The sequence below is a fragment of the Serratia inhibens genome (assembly GCF_003591175.1).
Taxonomy (GTDB): Bacteria; Pseudomonadota; Gammaproteobacteria; order Enterobacterales; family Enterobacteriaceae; genus Serratia; species Serratia inhibens.
On the sequence record NZ_QYYG01000007.1, the window covers coordinates 231,277 to 252,637 of the forward strand.

The 21,361-nt window shown below is 56.4% G+C and carries 24 protein-coding genes and 1 pseudogene; 4 read left to right on the forward strand and 21 right to left on the reverse strand.

The window, feature by feature from the left end:
• Nucleotides 1–6: 6 nt before the first annotated feature.
• From dagF to D4100_RS19990, 8 genes are all read right to left on the reverse strand, one after another.
• Nucleotides 7–747, reverse strand: a complete 741-nt coding sequence (gene dagF, locus D4100_RS19955; protein WP_119805083.1) for a 2-dehydro-3-deoxy-phosphogluconate aldolase — start codon at nucleotides 745–747, stop codon at nucleotides 7–9.
• Nucleotides 744–1,862 (reverse strand): DgaE family pyridoxal phosphate-dependent ammonia lyase, encoded by a 1,119-nt coding sequence (locus tag D4100_RS19960; RefSeq protein WP_119805084.1) that lies wholly within the window; start codon nucleotides 1,860–1,862, stop codon nucleotides 744–746. The genes dagF and D4100_RS19960 overlap by 4 nt, the downstream gene beginning before the upstream one ends.
• A complete protein-coding gene (locus D4100_RS19965) occupies nucleotides 1,846–2,985 on the reverse strand; it encodes an amidohydrolase/deacetylase family metallohydrolase (RefSeq protein WP_119805085.1) in 1,140 nt (379 codons plus the stop codon). Before D4100_RS19965 ends, D4100_RS19960 begins: the two co-directional genes overlap by 17 nt.
• 69 nt (nucleotides 2,986–3,054) lie before the next feature.
• On the reverse strand, nucleotides 3,055–3,705 hold the full coding sequence (locus D4100_RS19970) for a DUF4310 family protein (RefSeq protein ID WP_006317116.1): 651 nt from the start codon (nucleotides 3,703–3,705) through the stop codon (nucleotides 3,055–3,057).
• Nucleotides 3,706–3,716: 11 nt separating this feature from the next.
• The gene (locus D4100_RS19975; RefSeq protein WP_006317117.1) at nucleotides 3,717–4,493 is read right to left on the reverse strand and encodes a DUF4311 domain-containing protein; all 777 of its coding nucleotides are present in this window, start codon (nucleotides 4,491–4,493) and stop codon (nucleotides 3,717–3,719) included.
• A gap of 30 nt (nucleotides 4,494–4,523) precedes the next feature.
• The gene (locus D4100_RS19980) at nucleotides 4,524–4,820 is read right to left on the reverse strand and encodes a DUF4312 family protein (RefSeq protein WP_119805086.1); all 297 of its coding nucleotides are present in this window, start codon (nucleotides 4,818–4,820) and stop codon (nucleotides 4,524–4,526) included.
• Complete coding sequence (locus D4100_RS19985) at nucleotides 4,820–5,185, reverse strand: glycine-rich SFCGS family protein (RefSeq protein WP_006317119.1); 366 nt, start codon at nucleotides 5,183–5,185, stop codon at nucleotides 4,820–4,822. Before D4100_RS19985 ends, D4100_RS19980 begins: the two co-directional genes overlap by 1 nt.
• Before the next feature lie 35 nt (nucleotides 5,186–5,220).
• The gene (locus D4100_RS19990) at nucleotides 5,221–5,568 is read right to left on the reverse strand and encodes a glycine dehydrogenase (protein WP_006317120.1); all 348 of its coding nucleotides are present in this window, start codon (nucleotides 5,566–5,568) and stop codon (nucleotides 5,221–5,223) included.
• A gap of 514 nt (nucleotides 5,569–6,082) precedes the next feature.
• On the opposite strand from D4100_RS19990, the gene rnk reads away from it, so the two are divergent.
• Entirely contained in the window at nucleotides 6,083–6,493 is a 411-nt protein-coding gene (rnk, locus tag D4100_RS19995; RefSeq protein ID WP_006317121.1) for a nucleoside diphosphate kinase regulator, read from the forward strand.
• Nucleotides 6,494–6,686: 193 nt separating this feature from the next.
• Here rnk and cybC read toward each other — a convergent pair whose 3' ends face one another.
• Together cybC and pmbA are read right to left on the reverse strand one after the other, a co-directional pair.
• Nucleotides 6,687–7,073 (reverse strand): cytochrome b562, encoded by a 387-nt coding sequence (cybC, locus tag D4100_RS20000; RefSeq protein WP_119805087.1) that lies wholly within the window; start codon nucleotides 7,071–7,073, stop codon nucleotides 6,687–6,689.
• A 211-nt stretch (nucleotides 7,074–7,284) separates the two neighbouring features.
• Nucleotides 7,285–8,625 (reverse strand): metalloprotease PmbA, encoded by a 1,341-nt coding sequence (gene pmbA, locus D4100_RS20005; RefSeq protein WP_006317123.1) that lies wholly within the window; start codon nucleotides 8,623–8,625, stop codon nucleotides 7,285–7,287.
• A 177-nt stretch (nucleotides 8,626–8,802) separates the two neighbouring features.
• Between pmbA and yjgA the strand changes: the two genes are divergently transcribed.
• Entirely contained in the window at nucleotides 8,803–9,351 is a 549-nt protein-coding gene (gene yjgA, locus D4100_RS20010) for a ribosome biogenesis factor YjgA (protein ID WP_004948607.1), read from the forward strand.
• A 30-nt stretch (nucleotides 9,352–9,381) separates the two neighbouring features.
• Here yjgA and D4100_RS20015 read toward each other — a convergent pair whose 3' ends face one another.
• The 5 genes from D4100_RS20015 to aaeX all read right to left on the reverse strand — a co-directional run bounded on the left by D4100_RS20015 (nucleotide 9,382) and on the right by aaeX (nucleotide 13,503).
• The gene (locus D4100_RS20015) at nucleotides 9,382–9,681 is read right to left on the reverse strand and encodes a barstar family protein (protein WP_006317124.1); all 300 of its coding nucleotides are present in this window, start codon (nucleotides 9,679–9,681) and stop codon (nucleotides 9,382–9,384) included.
• Between the two features lie 5 nt (nucleotides 9,682–9,686).
• A complete protein-coding gene (locus D4100_RS20020; RefSeq protein ID WP_006317125.1) occupies nucleotides 9,687–10,136 on the reverse strand; it encodes a ribonuclease in 450 nt (149 codons plus the stop codon).
• A gap of 253 nt (nucleotides 10,137–10,389) precedes the next feature.
• Nucleotides 10,390–12,357, reverse strand: coding sequence for a p-hydroxybenzoic acid efflux pump subunit AaeB (aaeB, locus tag D4100_RS20025; protein ID WP_065506641.1), 1,968 nt, complete (start codon nucleotides 12,355–12,357; stop codon nucleotides 10,390–10,392).
• Complete coding sequence (gene aaeA, locus D4100_RS20030) at nucleotides 12,357–13,292, reverse strand: p-hydroxybenzoic acid efflux pump subunit AaeA (protein WP_006317504.1); 936 nt, start codon at nucleotides 13,290–13,292, stop codon at nucleotides 12,357–12,359. The genes aaeB and aaeA overlap by 1 nt, the downstream gene beginning before the upstream one ends.
• A 7-nt stretch (nucleotides 13,293–13,299) precedes the next feature.
• Nucleotides 13,300–13,503, reverse strand: coding sequence for a p-hydroxybenzoic acid efflux pump operon protein AaeX (gene aaeX, locus D4100_RS20035; protein WP_006317505.1), 204 nt, complete (start codon nucleotides 13,501–13,503; stop codon nucleotides 13,300–13,302).
• Between the two features lie 308 nt (nucleotides 13,504–13,811).
• Between aaeX and aaeR the strand changes: the two genes are divergently transcribed.
• Nucleotides 13,812–14,723 (forward strand): HTH-type transcriptional activator AaeR, encoded by a 912-nt coding sequence (gene aaeR / locus D4100_RS20040; RefSeq protein ID WP_119805088.1) that lies wholly within the window; start codon nucleotides 13,812–13,814, stop codon nucleotides 14,721–14,723.
• Here the strand turns inward: aaeR and D4100_RS20045 are convergent.
• Nucleotides 14,686–15,063 carry a hypothetical protein gene (locus tag D4100_RS20045; protein WP_119805089.1) on the reverse strand — a complete coding sequence of 126 codons (378 nt, stop codon included), beginning with the start codon at nucleotides 15,061–15,063 and terminating at the stop codon, nucleotides 14,686–14,688. The two genes, aaeR and D4100_RS20045, sit on opposite strands and share 38 nt — an antisense overlap.
• A 205-nt stretch (nucleotides 15,064–15,268) precedes the next feature.
• Between D4100_RS20045 and uriH the strand changes: the two genes are divergently transcribed.
• Nucleotides 15,269–16,213: a uridine-preferring nucleoside hydrolase UriH gene (uriH, locus tag D4100_RS20050; protein ID WP_119805090.1), complete on the forward strand. Its 945-nt coding sequence runs from the start codon at nucleotides 15,269–15,271 to the stop codon at nucleotides 16,211–16,213.
• Between the two features lie 21 nt (nucleotides 16,214–16,234).
• Here the strand turns inward: uriH and D4100_RS26075 are convergent.
• The 5 genes and pseudogenes from D4100_RS26075 to D4100_RS20075 all read right to left on the reverse strand — a co-directional run.
• A pseudogene (locus D4100_RS26075) lies at nucleotides 16,235–16,453 on the reverse strand (hypothetical protein); the annotation flags it as partial.
• A 104-nt stretch (nucleotides 16,454–16,557) separates the two neighbouring features.
• Entirely contained in the window at nucleotides 16,558–17,106 is a 549-nt protein-coding gene (locus D4100_RS20060) for a DUF3916 domain-containing protein (protein WP_119805091.1), read from the reverse strand.
• Entirely contained in the window at nucleotides 17,107–18,243 is a 1,137-nt protein-coding gene (locus tag D4100_RS25935; RefSeq protein WP_244941689.1) for a VENN motif pre-toxin domain-containing protein, read from the reverse strand. It abuts the gene before it with no gap.
• Between the two features lie 153 nt (nucleotides 18,244–18,396).
• Complete coding sequence (locus D4100_RS20070; protein WP_071919933.1) at nucleotides 18,397–18,615, reverse strand: hypothetical protein; 219 nt, start codon at nucleotides 18,613–18,615, stop codon at nucleotides 18,397–18,399.
• Nucleotides 18,612–21,361: hemagglutinin repeat-containing protein (locus tag D4100_RS20075; protein WP_276330839.1), on the reverse strand; the 2,750-nt coding region annotated here is incomplete at its 5' end. The genes D4100_RS20070 and D4100_RS20075, both read right to left, overlap by 4 nt.

The following is a 21,361-nucleotide window of genomic DNA, read 5'->3' on the forward strand; positions in this document are numbered from 1 at the left end:
TTGCGCTTATCCCACCAACTTTTTACTCATCGCCAGCAGGGTTTTCACATCCTGCGGACGGGTATCGCCGGTGGCAGAATCAATAATGGAACTGTAGATATGTGGAATAATCCGTTTCACGCCGGCGGCCAACGCGATCTCAACGATCGGCTCGAAGTTTTCCAGATCGATGCCGCCAGTCGGCTCCAGCATAAAATCATGCTCGGCGCAGGCTTTAGCCACGTATTGGTATTCTTCTTTACACGCCAACCCGCCCATCGGGAAATACTTGATGGAGCTGCCGCCCATATCTTTCAACATGGCGATGGCGGTCTCGACCGGTACGATGCCGTCTGGCTCAGCAGCGCTCAGCGGGCCGGTTGAGATCTTCACAAAACCGACGCGACCGGTCGGAGAAACCAGACCGTTCACCACGCTGTCGCTCTGGCCCAACAGCGCACGGCTGGCACCCACGCCGGTAAACACCTGATTGACGTGCTGCGGCTGAACGCGCTGGGCGATCAGGCTGACCATCGCGGATTGCTTGGGATCGCCCGCCCCCAGCCCCACCGACAGCGCATTCTCGATCAACTGCGCATAGTGCTGCATATCCGCCACCGCGCTGTCGACATCCGGATAGTTCCTGGAGAGAACCCCGACCAGCACATGCCCTTCTGCCGCCGCATAAATCGCCTGCGCATTGTCTTTTGAGCCGGCCAGCACGTTGAGGCACAGACGGTCGCGATAATAATTTGGCTGCAGCTTCATGCTTGTTTCTCCGTGAACAGATTTTTAATACAGTTAAAGACGGTCATCAGTTGCTGCTCGTCGACGCTACGCACATCCACTTCAATCTTGCCTTCATTGGCCTTATAACCCCGGAAGTAGATGGCGATCTCGCCGGTTCTCAGCGCCTGGACGATGTCGGTGGTAGAGCGCCCCAGCACCGCTTCGTCAAAGGTGATTTCAGCACGGGCGATATCGCGGCCGGCGCTGTCCCAAACGGTTTTAGCGCTGATGCCGGTCAGCGAGTTCAGGTTGGTGATAAACGGCGTCATGCGCGCCACCATCTGCTCACCGGTGGTTTTTTCCAGCTTCAGGTAGCTTTCAATCGCCTGCGTCAGGCCGAGGATACCCTCTTTGCCGACCTTCATCGCCCGGCCAATACCGCCGGATTGCAGCTTCACCCACTCAACGTATTGCCGCTTTCCTACCACCAGGCCGCTGGTTGGGCCTTCGATGGCCTTGGCACCGCTGTAGATAACCAGGTCGGCCCCCATCTGGTAGTAACACATCAGGTCTTCTTCAGCGGCGGCGTCGACGATCAGCGGCAGATTATGCTTGCGCGCCACCACCACCGCCTGCTCGACGGAAAGAATGCTTTTCTGTACGCAGTGGTGTGATTTGATGTAGAGGATCGCCGCCGTTTGCGGCGTGATGCAGGCCTCCAACTGCTCTGCAGAACATTCGTTGGCATAACCCGCCTCAACCACCTTGCCGCCGCCGAGGGCAACCATGGTGTCGACCGGGGCGCCGAAGTTCACGTTGTGACCGCGCGGCAACACAATCTCGCGCGGCACGGTGATCGGGGCCGAATGCAGGTTCACCAGCAGGTTGGCGTTGTCTTTGACGATCACCGCCGCCACCGACTGGGCGATACCCGCCGAGGCACAGGACACGATCACGGCATCTTCCACATTCAGCAGATCGGCGATGTAAGCGCCGGTCTTGTTAACCAGATCCTTGATTTCAAAATAGTGATTAAGGCCGTAGTCAACGGCGTCAATCACCTCCTGACGCGGGGTAGATACGCCGAGAATGGTCATACGACCGGAAGTATTAATCACCTGCTTTAAATTATATTTTTCATAAATCGAAGACATGATGGGCTTTCCCTTCGTCGGTTAATAGAATTTCCCCGGCTACCACTGCAGCCAACGGAACCAACAACTGTTCGCCGCCGACCGATTGCCCTTCCGAGTCGGCAAACACCTGCGGCCCCAGGCGGAGATCGAACAGGGTGAAATCGGCGTCATAACCCGGCTCCAGCCGGCCTTTATTGCTCAGGTGCAGCGCCGAAGCGGCATTTTCCGTCACGCAGGCAATCACCTGCGGCAGCGACAGGCCGATGCTGAAGAATTTGGACATCACCGTCGCCAGGCTGTGTACCGGCCCGGCCATGCGGTTGCGGCAGTAGATATCGGAACTGATGGTGTGCGGGAGAATGCCCAGCCCGATCGCCTGGCGCGCCACGTCGAAGCTGAAACTGGCGGTACCGTGGCCCACGTCGAGCAACACGCCGCGTTTCAGCGCCCGCTGGATCGACTCACGCAGCGTACCCGCCGGGGTCAGAATGCGGTTCGGCTTGCCGTTAAAGCAGTGGGTAATGATATCGCCGCGGGTCAGCAGATCGGCGATGTCATCCAGATTCGGCGGGTTATTGCCGATATGCACCATCAGCGGCAAGCCGTTGTTTTCCTGCTGGATCTGCTTGGCACGCACCAGCGGCACAATGCCGTTTTGCCCCACCACGCTGCTGCTCATGCGCGCCTTGATGCCGATGATGAAACCGGGGTACGCATCGATGGATTTTTTCACCGTCGGCGGGTCGATGTCCGCCAGGTCGGCCAGCTCATTTTGGCGTAACAACCCGATGCGCGAGATATTCAGGAAAGCGAACACGTTGGTTTTGGCATGGCGCGTCAGGGCATAGAACTCGTCAACATCGTCGGTGCCGGTGCTGCCGGCGTCAACCACCGAGGTCACGCCGCTGGCGACGCCCACTAAATCAGGTTCGTCATGGTAAATCGGCGAAGAGGGATAACAATGCACGTGGGAGTCGACCCAGCCGGCGCTCAGGCGGCAGTTGCCCGCCAGATCCAGCTGCCTGCGGGCGTTGACGTCATCGGTCAACTGCCCAACGACGACAATCTTGCCGTTCTGAACCGCCAGATCGACCAACCGGTCATCCGCCAACCTGGCGCGTCGGATTACTAAGTCATACATACTGCGCTACTCCTTTTCCAGCAGGGGGCGGCGCACCGCCCCCACTATCGTACAGCTCTGGAACGGTGATTAAGCAATGGCTACCGGGAAAATGGCCCCTAACAGCATTGCGCCAAGGATCGCTCCGCCAGTGATTGGCTTGCCCCAGATATAGAACAACAGCGCGCCAAGCAGCGAACCTACGCCAATCGGAATGGATGCGGTCATCGCCGACAGGATGATCAACGGCCCCAGGAAACGGCCGGAGGAGTTACCTGCCCCCATCATCACGTCTGCGCCGTAGGTGGAGTTGCTCTGGTTGATGGTAAATTTACGCGCCAGAATGATCAGGTAGCCAATCGCCAGGCCAATCACCAGGCCGGTCACCAGCGAGGCGGCGAAATTGGCGACCGGGAAGATAATCCCCGCGCCCAGCAGCAGCGCCGGAACGCCCAGCCCCACACCGGTCTGGATCGCACCGCCGATATCCAGAATGCCCACCAGCGAACCTTCAATGATGCGCGCAAACAGAAAGCTGGCGCCGAATGCCGCCACCGCACCATAAACGCCGGTGTCCATCCCGGCGCGGAGCATGGAAACGAAGGCTACTTCGTTAAACGCACCTATGCCATACAGGTAATACATGTGCGTCCCGGCGAACACGCCGGACGAGAGCAGACCGACAAAAATCGGGAATGACCAGTCGGCGTACCAGAAGCCTTTTTGGGTTTGTTCTTCCATTATCCCGCTCCTTACTTACCGCTCAGGGTGTTGTGAATGGTGTCCAGCCAGCCCGGCACGCCGAGGCTGAAGGACTCGAGGACTTTCATGTCGAAGCCGCGGAAGAAACCGCTCAGCACGAACAGCAGCACGATCACCGCCATCATGATCTTGGTGATTTTGTTCCAGCCGCTCTCTTCCACGCCTTTACCGATCAGGATGCCCAGAACCAAACCCGGTACGGCGTTACCCATGATCAGTTGCGCCAGGCCGCCGAAAATGGTGCCCCAGAAACCGGAGCGACGCCCGGCGTCGATCGCCGCCAGCCAGAAGATCACCGGCATCACGGTGTTCACCAGCAGGTTGGCCGCCGGCACCAGCACTTTGATTGCGGTAACCTGCAGCGCAGCGGGCACTGCGGAAGCGGTGGTATTGAGGAACGCCACCACCAGCATGCCGATAACGCCGCAAGCGATAGCCATTTTTTTCGGATCATGCAGCGTTTGCGCCAGATTGCGGTTCTTGACCATCAAGGCTGCTGCGCCCCAATGAGGGATAATGCGGTGGTCAACGTCCTGCGTGAAGGCACCCGCCGCCACGGAAGACGCCCAGGCGTTGAAGAAGAAACCCAGGCCGAAAGAGAAGTGGGAAGCCGGATCGCCTTCGCAGGAATTCAGCTCGCCCAGGGTGCGGAAGGCGCCCATGCCCTGCGTCGTCGGAGCATGGAACATGCGTGCGGCGCCGGCCCCTACGCCAACCCCCACCAGTCCGCCAATAATAAGCGACTTAAATAAGATGATTAAAAACATCAGTATACCCTTTGATTTATGCTAACGTTTTTATTTCGTGACGAAGACAACCTTTTCTGTATTGATCATCGTCACGTTCACGGTTATTTCCAGCGTCACGGTATAGACTTTTCTTTCTCGCGGTAAAAAGAAAAAGAGAAATTTCTCTTTTGTTATTTTCTCTTCCGCTTTTAATACGCTGACATCCTGCGGTTCAATACGCAGCAGGATATTGCTGGTGGATTTCAATACCGTACCCTGCACATTAGCCAAAGCGGAAGCAAAAGCTTTCGCTTTGCTGTCCCCTTTGCCCTCCACCTTTACCGATGTGGTATATTGTTCTTTCATTACGGGTTGCCGTGTTTTTTGATGTAGGCTTCCACCAGTCTTTGGCCCAATTCTTCTTTATCCATAAAACCAAAACCCAGCACGGTATAACCTTCATTGATTGCCGTCACGCCTTCATCAATGGAGCGCATGCCGTATTTTGCTTTGTAGCCGTATTTGGTCTGCGCGGTAATTGCCCCGGCGCCGCCGCTACCGCAGAAGGAAATTCCCAACTGCGCACCTTCCGCTTTCATTACGTCACCCAGTTTCATATCCGCCGCTACGCCAGGGATCACGATGGCTTTCCCGCCTGCTGTTTCAATGCCCTGGCCGACTTTCTGGCCTTTTCCCAAACGATCGCCAATCACTACGGTAATTTGACCCATGCTATTTTCTCCTGATGATATGAATGCGTTAAATGCTATTGGTTATTATCTTTTGCCACTTCAAAATGCACAGAAAGCAAATAAGCTTCTTCGATAGGTAGCGTCGCAAAATTATCGACCACCCGCTCCGCCATTTTCATCGATTCCTCTGAAATCTCGTCAAACAGCGATTTATCGACTTCCGGCAAGGGCTCACCGGTGATTGAACGCAGTACCATGGCGCGAATATGCGATTCCAGCATCTGTTGCTGCACCGCATTGGTATAAATGCCTTCTGCATTCAGCATGGCGGTAATATCGGCCAGCACCTGATCGGTGATCGCCCCAGCCTCGCTGATGTCAGATCGTTCATTTTTTTCTATCGCAACAGATCCTTCATTCACTTTTCAATACCCCTGATTCCAACATTATTCGTAAGTCGCACAATGCATCACTTGAATATACCCTATGAATTTCAAGTTTCAGCCAGGCGGTCAGCTCGTGAGTCTTGTAAAGCAGCCAACAACGCTGCTGATTGAAAGGCGATGGGTATTACCCGCTTTCTTTGATGTCTTACCCTAACCCCGGGGAGAATTTCTGTGTAGCCGCTTTTTTTCCAGTTTAAAGTGGAAATTCAATGGTTGGCAGGGATCCATTTCGCACAATAAGCGCTTTTAAGATAATTTAATTAAATTACAAAAAGATAATGCCACAACGGGTTTCCCGTTCTCTCTGCGGCGGTGAAAAGCTTCGTGATCGGGATCTCTTTCTTTTCACCGCTTAACCGCCTACTATCGGTAAGACAATTCGACATCAGCAACGCCCCCGTTCCTCTGGCGCGGGGGCGTTGCTTTTGTGCTGTTTTTCCGAATTTATGGGTGCGAAAACGGGCGCCCTTTGATTTGACTGGAGAGTGGAATGACCAAACCAACCATTACTATTAATGAGCTGGATGCGGAACGCCTGGATGCGCTATTGGAAAAACCGGCCTTTGCCAACACCGACGTCGCCATCGCGCTGAACGACGAACTGGATCGCGCCGAAATCCTGCCACCGGCCCAAATCCCGGCCAACGTGGTGACCATGAACAGCCGCGTGCGTTTCCGCGATCTGCATACCGCAGAAGAGCACGTGCGCACACTGGTGTACCCGGCCTCGCTGAAGGACAGCCACGAGCAGCTGTCGGTGATGGCGCCGCTGGGCGCAGCGCTGCTGGGCATGCATGTAGGCAACCAGATTACCTGGCAGTTGCCGAACGGCGAAGAAGCGCGGATCGAAGTGCTGGAACTGCTGTACCAGCCGGAAGCGGCGGGTGAATACCACCGCTAAGCGGTAATTCAGGGCGGTGTCATGCCGCCCTTTCTGAGCCCTAAAGGCTGATGTGCTTCCTCATTATCCCTGCTATCCCCTGACACACAGGCTTCGTCACAGATGTGGGCCTCGCGGCTTTTGCCGCCCTATTTCGCCACGGGTTGGGGCAGGCGCCGTCCTGCTATCCGGGATCGGAACGGCGCGAAAAGGCTTAGCGGAACTTCTTGTGGTTAACGTCGCGGGTTTGCTTGAAACCCTGTGCGAGCTGCTTGGCTTCGGCCAGCTTGCCCTGATTGGCCAGCGCCAGCGATTGGTCTATCTGGCCAATAAGCGTATCCAGCCCATGCTGAAAATCTTTAATCTCCGGGCTGTCGGCCGCTTTATCCTCCAGTTTCGGTGGCGTGGATTGCTTCGCATCCAGCGCGGCGGCGCGCATGTTCTGCAGGCTCTGCTTCAGAGTGTCCGTTGAGTCAGTACTCAGCACCGTTTTGTAATTGCCGGCGATGGTGTCCATATCATCGGCCAGATCGGCTGCGACCGCCAATGAACTGGCCCCCAGCAGCGCCAACGCCATCAATGCTTTCAGTTTGTTCGACATGCTTGCTCACCTTCCAGTTATTATTTTATCTACCCGTCGCCTTTCAAGTTGCAGCATTGTTGGCTGCCACTCGACATTCATAGGGTATAGGCTTTTGTTCAACCTAAACATAAGCAAGGGCGCTGAAAACCGGAACAAGAGATTTGTAAGCAAGGTTATAACGGGGGAAAGGAGAGAGGCTGGCAACCGGAGCGGCCAGCCTTGACCGGTATTACTGGCCGGCGATTTTCATGTCCGGCAGCAGTACGGAACCGCACTGGATATTGCTGCGGGTTTCGATATCGCTGCCCACGCTGACAATGTTGCGCAGCATGTCTTTCAGGTTGCCGGCGATGGTGATCTCGCTGACCGGATACTGGATCTCGCCATTTTCTACCCAGAAACCGGCGGCGCCGCGCGAGTAGTCGCCGGTAATGCCGCTAACGCCCTGGCCCATCAACTCGGTCACAACCAGACCGGTACCCAGTTGCTTCAGCATGCCGGTAAAGTCATGGCCCTGCCCGGCGATGCGCCAGTTGTGGATGCCGCCCGCATGGCCGGTGCTGTGCATCCCGAGCTTGCGCGCCGAGTAGCTGGTCAGCAGCCAGGTTTGCAGCACGCCGTCTTTAACAATGTCACGCCGCTGGGTACGTACACCTTCGCTGTCGAACGGCGTGGAAGCCAGCCCTTTCAACAGGTGCGGGTGCTCTTCGATGGTCAGCCAGTCCGGCAGGATTTGCTTGCCCAGCGAGTCCAGCAGGAAGGTGGATTTACGGTAGACGCTGCTGCCGCTGATAGCGCCAACCAGGTGCCCGAACAGACCGGTCGCCACTTCAGAGGCAAACAGCACCGGGGCAGTCATGGTGGACAGCTTGCGTGGCCCCAGGCGCGACAGCGTGCGCCGGGCACACTCCTCGCCCACCCATTCAGGGCTTGCCAAATCACCCATGGCGCGGCCAATGGTATAAGCGTAATCACGCTCCATATCGCCATTGTGTTCGGCGATCACGCAGCTCGACAGAGAATGGCGGCTTGAACAGTAGCTTTGCAACATGCCGTGGCTGTTGCCGAATACCTTGATGCCGTAGTGGCTGTTGAAGCTGCCGCCTTCGGTATTGGTGATGCGTTTGTCCGCTGCCAACGATGCCTGCTCGGCGCGGGCAGCCAGCTCGATGCCGCGCTCCGCATCCAGTTCCGCCGGGTGGAACAGATCCAGATCCGGCGCTTCAAACGCCAGCAGGTCTTTTTCCGCCGGGCCGGCGTTCGGATCCGCAGAAGTGTAACGAGCGATATCCAGCGCCGCCTGCACGGTGCGGGCAATGGCGTCCGGGCTGAGATCGGTGGAAGATGCGCTGCCTTTGCGCTGCTGGTGATACACGGTAATGCCCAACGCGCCATCGCTGTTGAACTCGACGTTTTCCACCTCGCCAAAGCGGGTGCTGACGCTGATACCGGTAGATTTGGTTACGGCAACTTCTGCCGCATCGGAACCGGCGCGCGCCAGCTCCAGAGCCTGTGAAACGGCCTGTTCCAGCGCCTTGCGCTGTTCTGCAACTTGAGTGACTACTTTCATCAATCTGCCATAATTAATCAGAAAATCGTTGAGAAAAGTGCCGTGGCGGCGTGGTTGCGCGCGGAGTCACGCGCAAAAATCATGTGATTTATGCTTTTGAGTCTAACAGGAACCGCGTGGAATTTCGCATAAAGCCGGCAACCTGTTAGGATTAGCCTCTTTTTAACGGAGCCTACCATGAACAAACAGCCTGAAGACTGGCTCGACGATGTCCCGGAGAACAAAGACGAGGACGATGACGAGATTATCTGGGTCAGTAAAAGTGAAATTAAACGTGATGCCGAAGCGCTGAAAGACCTGGGGACCGAACTGGTCGAACTGGGTAAAAACGCGCTGGAACGCATCCCGCTGGACGAAGATTTGCGTGCTGCCATTGAGCTGGCGCAGAAGATCAAGAAAGAAGGCCGCCGCCGTCAGTTGCAACTGATTGGCAAGATGTTGCGCGCCCGCGACGTAGAGCCGATTCAAACCGCGCTAGATAAACTGAAGAACCGTCACAACCAGCAGGTTTCGCTGTTCCACAAGCTGGAAGCGCTGCGTGATCGTTTGGTGGAAGAAGGCGATGACGCGATCCCGTCTATCCTGGCCCTGTACCCGGAAGCCGATCGCCAGCAGTTGCGCGCACTGGTGCGTAACGCGCAGAAAGAGAAGGCCGCTAACAAGCCGCCGAAAGCCTACCGTCAAATCTTCCAGTACCTGCGCGATCTGGCCGAGACCGCCGAATGATTGCCGCCGTCACCATGGGATGAACCCGTTTCATCCCCGGTGATGTGCAGGTTCACCGCTGCTTTCACGAATATTGAAACGCAGGCTGCCTTCCAGCTCTTCCTCCGCCTCTTCAAACAGCAGGATAATCGCGCCGAAGCGGCGTTTGCTACGGGCGTCGAGATGGGTAAACTCAATCTCGACCGGTAACCCGATATCGACGGTCACCACATCCCACAGCGCGTCCAGATTGGCGCCAAAGGCTTCGCCGAGCGCAAACTTATGCGCAAAATCGCGATAGAACGCCGGCAAATCGTTGATCTGATTAAAATCGAACTCTACTTTTGCCATCAAATTCACTCCACCCGAATGAAGTTTTTATAATGGTCACGCGTGACAAAAATCAGGCCGTCGCTGGAATACAACAGGCGATCGGCCCCGCGCCGGCCGCATTGATAATTAATGTCCGCCTCGCGCCATACCCTGCTGCGTGCGGTAGGCAGTTGCCCTTCACGGTTCGAGAAACGATCGCCGCCAATCGCTTTGCCCGGCAGAACCGAACACAGGTTGCCGTTGCGCGCATCCCACCCCTGCTCACGCGCCTGCTTCTTGGTGATGTAATAGTCCGGCAGCCGCTGATGCTGCTGCAGGTAGCTCACCACCCTTTTTTGCTGCGTCAGTTGGTCAATGCTCTGGCCTTCGGCCACCGCAGGTACGTTGGCAATCACCCGATCGTTACTGCGCAAAGCGCTAAAACCGGCTATCACAACGGCGATGACGATCGCCACGAGGATCCGCTTGTTCATTACTGTCCCTGACTGAGTGCCGACAGAGGTGCATCAGCACCCATGCCCGTTGGATTTATAGATGAAAAGAATGAATCAGAGATGACCGGCAGGTAACATTTTCACTTCAGGGAACCCATGCCTTAACAATCTGCATCACCCATTCATGCTTATCATGCCATTTTCCCGTGCGCCTGACACTCAGTGCAACTCTGAAACCAGGCTGTCTCAGGCAAGTATAGCCCCGGATGAGCGCATCAGGGGCCTCGGCGCATCAGTCGATCAACGCATGGCGATAACGGTGCAGCATGTCGGCCAGGCGTTTTACCGGGCCGGTGACGCTGAGCGGTGCCTGATAGTCCACCAACTTTTGCTGATAGTCGTTCATCTCGCTCAGCAGCCGATCGTAATAATAGGCGCGTTTCACGTCATTCTTGGCCGAAACCACGTGGTCGGCAGTATTGCGGATCTGCTTATGGAAGGCCGAAAGCTCCTCGCTGACCGGGATTTCCGCCCGCTGCATGCGCTGGTGAGCGATGATCAGGTTCAGCGCCAGCCGGTACTTGGCGATATCGTTCGGGAACATCATCAACAGCTGATTAAGCTGCTGATAAAGCGCCGGCAGATGGTTCTGCCGACGGCGCGACGCCTTGGTGGTCAACGCCGAAACCGCGCTGCCGACAAACTGGTTCAGCAGCGTGCGGCCGGTGCGCTCACGCGAGTTGTCACGGATCAAGAGCAGCACCATCAGCCCCACACAACTGCCAAGGAACTGGCCGAGCGCGCCGTCGAGAAACTGGGTGACGTTAAACTCCATCGGGTTGCTCAGCACCAAAATATTGATGGTCCCCGCCAACAGGCCGAGCGAACCCAGCCGCCGCTTTTGCACCTCGATGCCGATGAAAAACGCCAGCAGGCCAAGGCTGAGGCACAGCAATAAAATGCTCTGCTGGGTCGCCGGCAGGATCACCATAAAGAACAGCGAACCGACCGGGATCGCCGCCAACATGCCCAGCACAAAGTCCATCGCCACCATGCGCGGCGCCGGGGTGCGCATCGCCAGCGACGTGATCACCGCAATGATCACCATAAAACCGCTGCCGGAAGTCCAGCCGGTCCACAGCCACAGCAGGCTGCCAAACGCCGTCGCCACAAAGGTGCGCAGACCGTTAATCATGGCGTGATGCCCTTCCGCCGAGGTCGGTTTGACCACCACTTCACTGCTCAGCACATCTTCTTCCACTGCGCTGATGCTGCTGTTGGTATGCACGCCTTTGGCCAACAGCAGGTAACGCGTGGCCGCGCCCACCCAACTGGTAATGGTCAGCAGCGTCTCGTCGGTACGGTTGGTGGTCAGTACCTGGCGCAGCAGCTTCATGCGCTTGTGGATCTCCTGCGGCGTTTCCGCCGGCACCATCAGCAGTTCGCGGATATTTTCCTTCACCGCATCCGGGTGATTCAGCAGGATCAGATAAGTCTCGCAAGCCTGGGTAATCAGCGTCAGCGACAGGGTGTGCAGCGCCCGAACGCGCCGGTTGACCTTCTGCCAGCGCGACGACTCCATCATCAGGTTGCTGCGCATGCCGTTCAGCGCGGTGGTACTTTTGACCAGGTTGCTCCAGGCGCGGTCGATGTCTTCTTTCTCGGCGTTACTGACGCACATCTGCATTAGCAGGTACTGATCCACCAGCAGCTTGTCCACCGCCCGATCGATATCCAGTTTGATCGAACGCGGCGAAAACAGCAGATCCGCCAGCACCGCGCTGACGATCCCCAGCACAATCTCGCTGCAACGCTCCACGGCGAACTGCGGCGCTTCCAGCAGGTTGGTTTCACTGGTGGAAGTCGTCACGATGATGATCAGCGCGGTATACCCGGCCAGACCCCAGGCATAGGAGTTTTCAACCTTGATCAGCGAAGAGAGCCAGGTACAAAATCCGGCCCAGATGCAGCACAACAACAGCATCACCACCGGCGCGCGTGCGGTGGAGACGATAATCACCAGGCCGACGAAACAGCCGATAAAGGTACCGATAATGCGCAACCAGCCGCGGTGGCGAATAGCGCCGGAGAACGGCTCGCCACCCGCCGCAAAGGCCGGGCCGGCGGCTACGATGGCGGCGGTCATCGCCGACCAGCGCGGGGTCTCCAAATTGAGATGGAAACCGACAAACAGGGCAAACACAATCGCGAAGCTGAGCTTGAAAGCAAATCTCAGCCGAATAAACGTTGGGCTATTCATTAGCCAAACTCACGCAGCCGATGCATCAGGCGTACAAAAGGCGAGCCGCTGTCGGCCTTGCGATCGTTCTTGCCGGTGATCACCACGGTCGCGGTGGTGCCGGCCGGGTACGGATGCAACTGGTCTTTGTCGTCCAGCAAAATTTTAACCGGTACGCGCTGCGCCAGGCGCACCCACTCCAGGTTGCTGTCGATAGACGCCAACCCTTTGCTGTTCACGGTGCTGCTACTGTTGTTAACGGCGGCGGCCACGCTATCGACAGTGCCGTGCATGATGCGGTTGCTGCCCAGCGGGGTGATTTCCACACGGTCGCCCTTGTTCAGGCCATTCAGTTTGGTTTCTTCCAGATAGGCCAGAATGTAGAAGGTGTTTTTCTTCACCAGCGCCACGGCGACCGAACCACGGGTAATGTATTCACCGCTGTGGACGTTCAGGTTGGTGATCCAGCCGTCGGCCGGGGCGCGCACCGTGGTGCGTTCCAGATCCAGCTGCGCCAGCTCGCGGGTCGCCACGGCTTTCGCCAACTGATGCTGCACGGTTTGCAGCACGTTGTTGGCCTGGTCGATCTCTTCTTGCGACATCGCCTGCACGCCCAAACGCACCCGGCGGCCGGCTTCACGTTTTTTCTCCGCCGCCAGCGTCTGATAATAGGCGACGTCGGCGCTGGCTTCCGCCAGGGCCTGCTCATAACGCGGCCGGTCGATAACAAATAACACCTGGCCTTTTTTCACCAGTTGGTTATCCACCACCGGCACGTCGGTCAGCAGGCCGGTGACGTCCGGCGCTATCGCCACTACGTCGGCGGTAAACTTGGCGTCACGCGTCCAGGGGGATTCGGTGTAGAACACCCAGGCTTTGAATATGGCGACGATCGCTAACAGGACCAGAAACAAAGTGATCGCGATTCGAACTATTTTTATTGAGAAATTTTTCACAGCGACCTCAAACGAAAAGACGTGAAATCAGATAGAACAGACAGCAATACAGCGCGGTATTAAACAACGCCGGATGCCAGACAAAATCGTAAAGCCCGGTGGGTTGCAGCAGGCGGCGCAGCAAAAAAAACAACGCCAGCGATACCAGCAACTCAAAAAATACCGGGGGAAACGACAGTCCAAAGATGACCATAACCGGAAGCAAACTCATTCATTTTTCCTTATTGTTCACTGCACCGGGTGTTACCCTTTCTTCTCATTCACATTCTCTTTACATGTTAGCTGACGCGCACCACAAATTTAGGCCCAGACAGGTCAGGAACCTGAAAAAAGGATAAACTCAGGGGCATACATCCGCGATAGGGATTGCGAGGATACCGGAGGGATCGGCCAAGGTTGTATTGCCGATTGCACTCACGCGTTGGGAAGGTCTTTCCACCCGACCGGTTTATATTAGCGTGCTTACTATCAACCTATCAACAATCTGTGATCTAAATCACTTTTAAGCCAGAGTGAATAATGGAAAGACTAAAACGGATGTCGGTGTTCGCAAAAGTCGTTGAATGCGGGTCGTTTACGGCGGCTGCACGCCAGCTTGATATGAGCGTTTCATCTATCAGCCAGACCGTCTCCAAACTGGAGAATGAACTGCAGGTCAAGTTGCTCAACCGCAGCACGCGCCGCATTGGCCTGACGGAAGCCGGGAAAATTTACTATCAGGGTTGCCGGCGCATGCTGCAGGAAGTGAGCGAGGTGCACGAACAGCTGTACGCGTTTAACAATACGCCGACCGGCACGCTGCGTATCGGCAGTTCGTCCACCATGGCGCAAAACGTGCTGGCGACCATGACTGCCGATATGTTGAAGGAATATCCCGGCCTGACGGTGAACCTGGTGACCGGCATTCCGGCGCCGGACCTGATTGCCGACGGGCTGGATGTGGTGATCCGCACCGGCGCGTTGCAAGATTCCAGCCTGTTCTCCAAACGCCTCGGTTCAATGCCGATGGTGATATGCGCCGCTAAAAGTTACCTCAGCCAGCACGGCACGCCGCAGAAACCCAGCGACATGGTCAACTTTTCCTGGCTGGAATACAGCGTGCGGCCGGACAGCGAATTCGAACTGATAGCACCCGAAGGCATCACCACGCGCATCTCGCCGCAAGGGCGTTTTGTCACCAACGATTCGCAAACCATGATCCGCTGGCTGAAAGCCGGGGCCGGCATCGCCTATGCACCGCTGATGTGGGTGATCGAAGAGATCAAACGCGGCGAGATCGAGATCCTGTTCAAAAACTATCACTCGGATCCTCGCCCGGTGTACGCCCTGTACACCGAGAAAGACAAGCTGCCGCTTAAGGTGCAGGTGTGCATCGACTACCTGACCGAGTACTTCAAGCGCGTGGCGGAAGTCTATCAGGGCTACCGCTGAGCAGAAAACGGCGCGCCAGGGCACCAAGCAGCAACAGCGCCAGCATGCCCAGCCCCCAGATTAACCAAACGGCGTAGCCCGCCCAGGTGAGCAACAGCGGGAAAGAGCCAGCCAGCCAGCGACCCAGTTCTTGCAGCATCGGCAACCAGCCCTCCAGCAAGGTCTGCGGTACCAGGCTGAGCAAGCCGGTAAACTGGGGCGCCAACTGCGCCGAGCCGTTTTCCGCCAAGCCCACCAGTGCCGGTAACCAGCCCAGCACGCCGGAGACTCCCCAGGCCAGCAGCGTCCATAATCCCATTACCGCCAGCACGGCTGCCAGCACCCATCCGTTCTTTGTCATGATCTCCTCCTTTCTGTGTTGCATTAAGCAGCAATGTAAACCATGGACTCCACTCCAGGGTAAAGCGCCGGTAAGGGGATTTACGTTTAATTACACCGCAACATTGGCAATGCTTTGAGGCGATGAACAAAAGCACCATTGGCATTACTCCGCTCTGCACCGCTGAGCTATGCTGCGAGCACCTCTCCTCTGCATCAGGAATAAAATGAAAAAAATCATACTGGATTGCGACCCTGGGCATGACGACGCCATTGCCTTGCTGCTGGCCTGGGGCAACCCGCAGATCGAACTGCTGGCGGTCACCACCGTAGTCGGCAACCAAACGCTGGATAAGGTCACCCGCAACGCGCTGGCCGTCGCGCGTATCGCCAATATCACCGGCGTCCCCTTTGCCGCCGGCTGCCCGCGCCCGCTGGTGCGGCAGATTGAAGTGGCGCCCGATATTCACGGTGAGTCCGGCCTTGACGGCCCGGCGCTGCCGGAGCCGACCCTGACGCTGGAACCGCGCCATGCGGTGGACTTGATCATCGATACACTGATGACGCATCCGCCGGGCAGCGTGACGCTGGTGCCGACCGGCGGCCTGACCAACATTGCCATGGCTGTGCGCAAAGAACCGCGTATCGCCGAGCGGGTAAAGGAAGTGGTGCTGATGGGCGGCGGCTATCACGTGGGCAACTGGAGCGCGGTGGCAGAATTCAATATCAAGATCGACCCCGAAGCGGCGCATATCGTATTTAATGAAAAGTGGCCGCTGACCATGGTCGGGCTGGACCTGACCCATCAGGCGCTCGCCACGCCGGAGGTGTGCGAACGCATTGCCGCCATCGGCACCGGGCCGGCGCACTTCGTCGGCGAACTGCTCGAATTCTTCGGCAAGATGTACCGGCAGGCGCAGGGCTTTAGCGCGCCGCCGGTACACGACCCTTGCGCGGTGGCCTACGTGATCGACCCTGAAGTGATGACGGTGCGTAAGGTACCGGTGGATATCGAACTGACCGGTACCCTGACGCTGGGCATGACCGTGGCCGATTTTCGCGCCCCGCCGCCGCCGGACTGCCACACGCAGGTAGCGGTAACGCTGGATCAAGACAGGTTCTGGGATTTGGTGGTAGAGGCGCTGGAGAGGATTGGGGAAGTGCGGGTTTAGAGTGCAGGGCTTGCATTATCGGCTACCGCCCGACACCGCCGCCTGCGTGGTGCCTTCTGCGCGCCCCTTATTACCCGCCCCGGAGAGCGCTGCGCCCGCAAGGTTGGTCAGCAAGTCCGACCCCACCGGGCCACCGCTGCTGAGACTGCCGCCCTGATGTTCGGCCTTAAAGTCCGCCTGGTTATGGATATCGCTGAAGCCGAGCGTGCCAGTGTCAAGGCGGTTTTTATCCGCTGAAGCGGGAGTTATTCGGTTGCAGCAGCGAAATATGGAGGTTTTTTTAGGGCTTAAAAGCAAATCCCCCGACCAGCATCCGGGGGATTTCATACTAATTTAATAAATTTTCAGCTTTTATTCACTTCACCAATATACCAATGTTCAGAGTGATAAAGTTCACCTTCATCATTCTCATTTACTCTGAGGACTCCTAACTCTGAAAAACCATTTGGTAACTTTAGATTCCACTCTTTGATCAGGCTACGATCACTCAATAAACTCAGCTGACCAAAAAAACCATTTCCCACCTGCGTATGCTCATTGAAGTACTCCTCAGAAGTGAATAAGCATAATTCGCTTGAAAACATATCAGGTAGAACAATGCAGCAAGTTACTCTTATATTACTTCCATTATCCCCCCTGGCTCGATAAATATTATAAGCAGCATCTATCAAAGCTTGAGCACAGAAGGATTGAATATTGCTATTCGTTTGTTTTCCTTGAACCAAGGCCAGATGAACAGGAATCTTCACATTCCAGTAACCGTAAGAGTAATCACTTCCCTGAATATCAGGGAAGTGAGATTCATATGATTCCGACCACTTTTTCAATGAACGTAATCTACGAGGAATCCCCCGTAATTTTTTATTGCTTAACGCTAACCTGCGCATTGTCATCTATAGTTTCCTTCCCTTAGCCGCTTCAGTTTCAGCCTGATTTATAGACCCATCAAGATTTAAAACAGCTCTAAAACCACCTCTTTTATCAAAAACTTCCAAGTGGTTTTTATGCTGTCCATCTAGATAGAACTGATCGCCTTTCTTAATATACTCACCAATATCACCCGTTGCTTTATATACGCTTTGCCCCTGATATTGCTGGCTTGATTTTTGGGTAATATTTTTTATCTGACTACCAAAACCCGGTTGCTTAAGGAATTCACTCATATTTCCAACCGAACCCTGATTAGGTTCATAAGGCTGTTTACCAGCTTTACCTATAACCCCAAGCGCCGCCAAAGCCTTACCACCAACCGCAGCTCCCAGCCCTATCGCCTCTACGGCTTCCTTACCATTCAGCGCCACCTTCACATAGTCTGGCATCGCTTGGTAAATCGCTCTGGCGCTGCCTTCATTTTCCGCCAGTACGAACCGGTCAAGCTGCGCCAGGTCGTCACTGCTCAAGTCGGAGAACAGCGGCAGGCGTTTCAGGCTATTCGCAATATCTGAACCTGCACTCGCTTCTGACAATGCCCCATTGGCACAGAACGGATTACCGGAACACCCTTCAGCTACCGCCTCTTCACGGTTTTTCTTGCTAACATCAGCATACTTCTCGTAAATATCCTGTTTGTCAGCACCGGTTTTATCCGCCTCTTCAAGCTCTTTGTGCAGATTCAGTACATCTTTAGAGCTTAAGAAGTTATTCTCAACCGCCGTCTTACCGGCCACGCTACCGCCCACGGCGCCCGCCGTGCTGTCCGCTATCAGTCCACCCGCCAGCCCGGAAGCCAGTTGACTCAGCGCGCTGACGTTTTGCTTCTCGGCCTCCGTCAGCGCCGACGGTGCCTTGCCATAATACTGCTCGCTGATGATTTTAGCAGCCAGTTCACCACTCGCCGCACCCGCGGCCCCCGCTGCCACGTTATTGCCCGACACCAGGGCACCCGCCACCGCATGCGCTGCCGCGTTCGCCGCCGTGTTGCCCTGTGTCCGGCTTTTGATTTCCTTCGCCAGATAGGGGGCCAGCGCACCACCCGCCGCCGCCCCGATATCACCGCCGCTGAGCCCCGCCAGCGCCGCGCTGATGGCCAATTGGTGGGGATTGGCTGAGTGAATCCGCCATCACTGACACTGAACAACTGGAAATCACCGCCGCCCCCGGTGTGATCCAGTTGCGGTGGTAGGAAGTGGGGAATTTTAGGGCGTAAAAGCAAAAATCCCGGCCAGTTGGCCGGGATTTTTGACTTAGATAAGATTTCTCTCTGCTTGTTCTACCAGAGAACGGAACTCATTAAAGCTAAAATTCCAGCTCCCACTATCAGGACAAGTAAAAATCTCTATTCGCATACCAGAATCAGGTTCATTTGAGATCTCTGCAACTTGATTTGCACCGAAGTAGATCTCATAAACAACATTTTCTCTATCCGGTAAGCTCGCTATTTGTGCTGTCAGTCTATTTATCATTTAGGTGGTTCCAAGAAGCCAATTAATTTACCCTGCGCATCATAACGCAACCCACGACCATTAGAAGAGATCACATCTGTTACTTGCCCATAGCGCCCCGTATTACTTTGAACGACGGACTTATTAGGATCGCTCAAAATACTATCTACTATTTTCTGGCCTTGTTCATTTATAGCCGATGGATTGCCCTTAGCAGTAGGAAAAGCACTACCCTCCCGGCTTCCATGTTTTTGAAGTGCGCGTCCTGCCAGAGTTAAATCACCTTTTTTCGAGGCTGGATCTATATGTTTAGCGCCATTAGATAATTCATCAATCGACCACTTTCCAATTTGAACATTTTTATTTATATCATTTTGTTTACTCTCACTACTCCGCGCATTCTCTTCATCCTCCGGCCCATGACCACCCGGAGTACCCGATCCAGCACCACCCAGCTCAGCTTTATCCTCGTTCGTCAGATCCTTCGCCACATTCGGCTGCCGCGCATTCTCTTCCCGCGACTTATTTGGATCTGAGCTGTCATCCGAATCCCAGGCTTCATCCGGATTCTTCGTGGATTGACTACTATGTCCTGCCACTCCGGCAACAGCAGCACTTTCTGCCATACCACTACCAGCCAACACACCAAGGTAGTTTTGCTCCACCGCCGTCTTACCGGCCACGCTACCGCCCACGGCGCCCGCCGTGCTGTCCGCTATCAGTCCACCCGCCAGCCCTGACGCCAGTTGGCTCAGCGCGCTGACGTTTTGCTTCTCGGCCTCCGTCAGCGCCGACGGCGCCTTGCCATAATACTGCTCGCTGATGATTTTAGCAGCCAGTTCACCACTCGCCGCGCCCGCAGCACCGGCCGCCACGTTATTGCCCGACACCAGCGCCACCAGGGCACCCGCTACCGCATGCGCTGCCGCGTTCGCCGCCGTGTTGCCCTCCGTCCGGCTTTTGATTTCCTTCGCCAGATAGGGGGCCAGCGCACCACCCGCCGCCGCCCCGATATCACCGCCGCTGAGCCCCGCCAGCGCCGCGCTGATGGCCGTACCCGCGGCCCAGAAGTTGCTGCCGACCCCATACGCTTCTTGCGCCGCCTTATACTCCGGCGAGGCCTCCAGCATCTGCTGCCGCTGCTCTGGCGAGGCACTCAGGTAAGCCGGGTCCTTGCTCAGCTTCTCCGCCGCTGCACGCCGCGCCTGCAACATCTGCTTGTTGCCGTAGTCGCTCACCAGCTGCGTCGCCAGTTGTGTGACTCCCTGGGTAAACGCCAGGTTGTCCTTCACCTTCGCTTCATCGAAGATTTTATCGATGCGTCCGTTGGCGTTGTCGGTATCCCGGCTTAACTCTGCGACATCCTGAGTTTGATTCGCCGTATCGCGGATATCAATCTGGCCCGCAGCGATGGCCGACTGCGTGGTGCCGCTCGCCTTGCCCTTCTCCTTCGCCAACCCGCCACCGGTGGGCCCGCCGGTCGACAGACCGAACCCGCTGCTGCTGGCCTTGTATTCCGCCTTGTTATCGATGGCGTCCCAGCCCAGCGTACCGGTCGACAGCTGGTTTTTGATGCTGTCCGCCGTTGAGGCAATCACCCCGCCGTTAAGCTGAGTGTGTTTGCCGACGTTGATATCAAACCCTTTATCACCGGCAAACAGCCCGCTTTGCTCACCCACGCTGGCGTATTCGCTGTCGATTTTGGTCTGGCTCATGCTCAGCGATGCCGACCCTGTCATCGAACCGAAGGTAAAGCTGGCTCCCGCGCTGCTGTCCTTCTGCCAGCTGTGGTAATCGTCAGTATCCTGCAGGCTGCTGATGGACAGGTCACGACCGGCATCCACCTTAATCTTCTCACCCAGCGCCTGCGCGCCGGACAGCACCGTATCGCGCCCGCTGCTCAGGCTCAGTTCATCTTTGGCACTGACGCGCGTATTGATGTACTCGGTGCTGTTGCCGTCGCTGGCGCCTTTCGACTGATAACCGCTGGCCGAGGCACCAATGCCGGTCTCCTGCCCCAGCGAGATATGCACCCCGGCGTTCCAGCCGCTGCTGTTGTTCTTGCTGGTTTGCTCCCTGTTGTTGCTTGCCGCGTCCAGCAACACGTCGTTTTGCGCCACCAACGTCACCTTGTTGCCGGTGATACCACTGCCGCTGACATGCACGTCACCGCCGGCTCCGTTCGCCCCCGTGGCGACCAGCGCGACATTGCCGCCCGCCGTCAGGTTGCTGCCGCGTACCTGGTTTTGCGCCAGTTCAGACTCGGAGGTGCTTTTGCTGGCACCCACGCTCAGTTGCACTTTCACGCTATTGGACAGCTCGCCGTTGGCCAGCCCCTGCGCCTGATCGGCGCTAGCCTCCGAGTTAACCCAACCTGCGCGCACGGCCTGTACCGCGTAGAGGGCTTTCAGCCTGCCGTCGCCGGTGTCCTCCACACGCTTCAGCGAATCATTGATCGCCAGCAGGGTATCGGTGATGGGGCTGGACACCGCTACCGTCAACCCACTCTGCTTCTGCTCGTAGCGCTCCTTGCGCCGCAGCAGGTCATTGCCCGGATCGATTCTGATGTCCCCCGCCACCACGTTCAGGTTTTTATCCGCAATCACATCCGCGCCGCCGATATACGCCTTGCCGCCCGCGATGATATTCACGTCGCCGCCGGTCGAGCCAATGGTGCTGACGCTCTGGCTTTGGGTGGTGCCGTCTTCGTTCAATTGATGGCGCGAAGATTTACTGCCGAAGGTTACGCCGATGCCGCCGCCGCTGA

Bases quoted from the DNA above. Each gene is read 5' to 3' on its own strand.
- dagF (WP_119805083.1), bottom strand. From the start codon at position 747: ATGAAGCTGCAGCCAAATTATTATCGCGACCGTCTGTGCCTCAACGTG.
- D4100_RS19960 (WP_119805084.1), bottom strand. From the start codon at position 1,862: ATGTCTTCGATTTATGAAAAATATAATTTAAAGCAGGTGATTAATACT.
- D4100_RS19965 (WP_119805085.1), bottom strand. From the start codon at position 2,985: ATGTATGACTTAGTAATCCGACGCGCCAGGTTGGCGGATGACCGGTTG.
- D4100_RS19970 (WP_006317116.1), bottom strand. From the start codon at position 3,705: ATGGAAGAACAAACCCAAAAAGGCTTCTGGTACGCCGACTGGTCATTC.
- D4100_RS19975 (WP_006317117.1), bottom strand. From the start codon at position 4,493: ATGTTTTTAATCATCTTATTTAAGTCGCTTATTATTGGCGGACTGGTG.
- D4100_RS19980 (WP_119805086.1), bottom strand. From the start codon at position 4,820: ATGAAAGAACAATATACCACATCGGTAAAGGTGGAGGGCAAAGGGGAC.
- D4100_RS19985 (WP_006317119.1), bottom strand. From the start codon at position 5,185: ATGGGTCAAATTACCGTAGTGATTGGCGATCGTTTGGGAAAAGGCCAG.
- rnk (WP_006317121.1), top strand. From the start codon at position 6,083: ATGACCAAACCAACCATTACTATTAATGAGCTGGATGCGGAACGCCTG.
- cybC (WP_119805087.1), bottom strand. From the start codon at position 7,073: ATGTCGAACAAACTGAAAGCATTGATGGCGTTGGCGCTGCTGGGGGCC.
- pmbA (WP_006317123.1), bottom strand. From the start codon at position 8,625: ATGAAAGTAGTCACTCAAGTTGCAGAACAGCGCAAGGCGCTGGAACAG.
- yjgA (WP_004948607.1), top strand. From the start codon at position 8,803: ATGAACAAACAGCCTGAAGACTGGCTCGACGATGTCCCGGAGAACAAA.
- D4100_RS20015 (WP_006317124.1), bottom strand. From the start codon at position 9,681: ATGGCAAAAGTAGAGTTCGATTTTAATCAGATCAACGATTTGCCGGCG.
- D4100_RS20020 (WP_006317125.1), bottom strand. From the start codon at position 10,136: ATGAACAAGCGGATCCTCGTGGCGATCGTCATCGCCGTTGTGATAGCC.
- aaeB (WP_065506641.1), bottom strand. From the start codon at position 12,357: ATGAATAGCCCAACGTTTATTCGGCTGAGATTTGCTTTCAAGCTCAGC.
- aaeX (WP_006317505.1), bottom strand. From the start codon at position 13,503: ATGAGTTTGCTTCCGGTTATGGTCATCTTTGGACTGTCGTTTCCCCCG.
- aaeR (WP_119805088.1), top strand. From the start codon at position 13,812: ATGGAAAGACTAAAACGGATGTCGGTGTTCGCAAAAGTCGTTGAATGC.
- D4100_RS20045 (WP_119805089.1), bottom strand. From the start codon at position 15,063: ATGACAAAGAACGGATGGGTGCTGGCAGCCGTGCTGGCGGTAATGGGA.
- uriH (WP_119805090.1), top strand. From the start codon at position 15,269: ATGAAAAAAATCATACTGGATTGCGACCCTGGGCATGACGACGCCATT.
- D4100_RS20060 (WP_119805091.1), bottom strand. From the start codon at position 17,106: ATGACAATGCGCAGGTTAGCGTTAAGCAATAAAAAATTACGGGGGATT.
- D4100_RS20070 (WP_071919933.1), bottom strand. From the start codon at position 18,615: ATGATAAATAGACTGACAGCACAAATAGCGAGCTTACCGGATAGAGAA.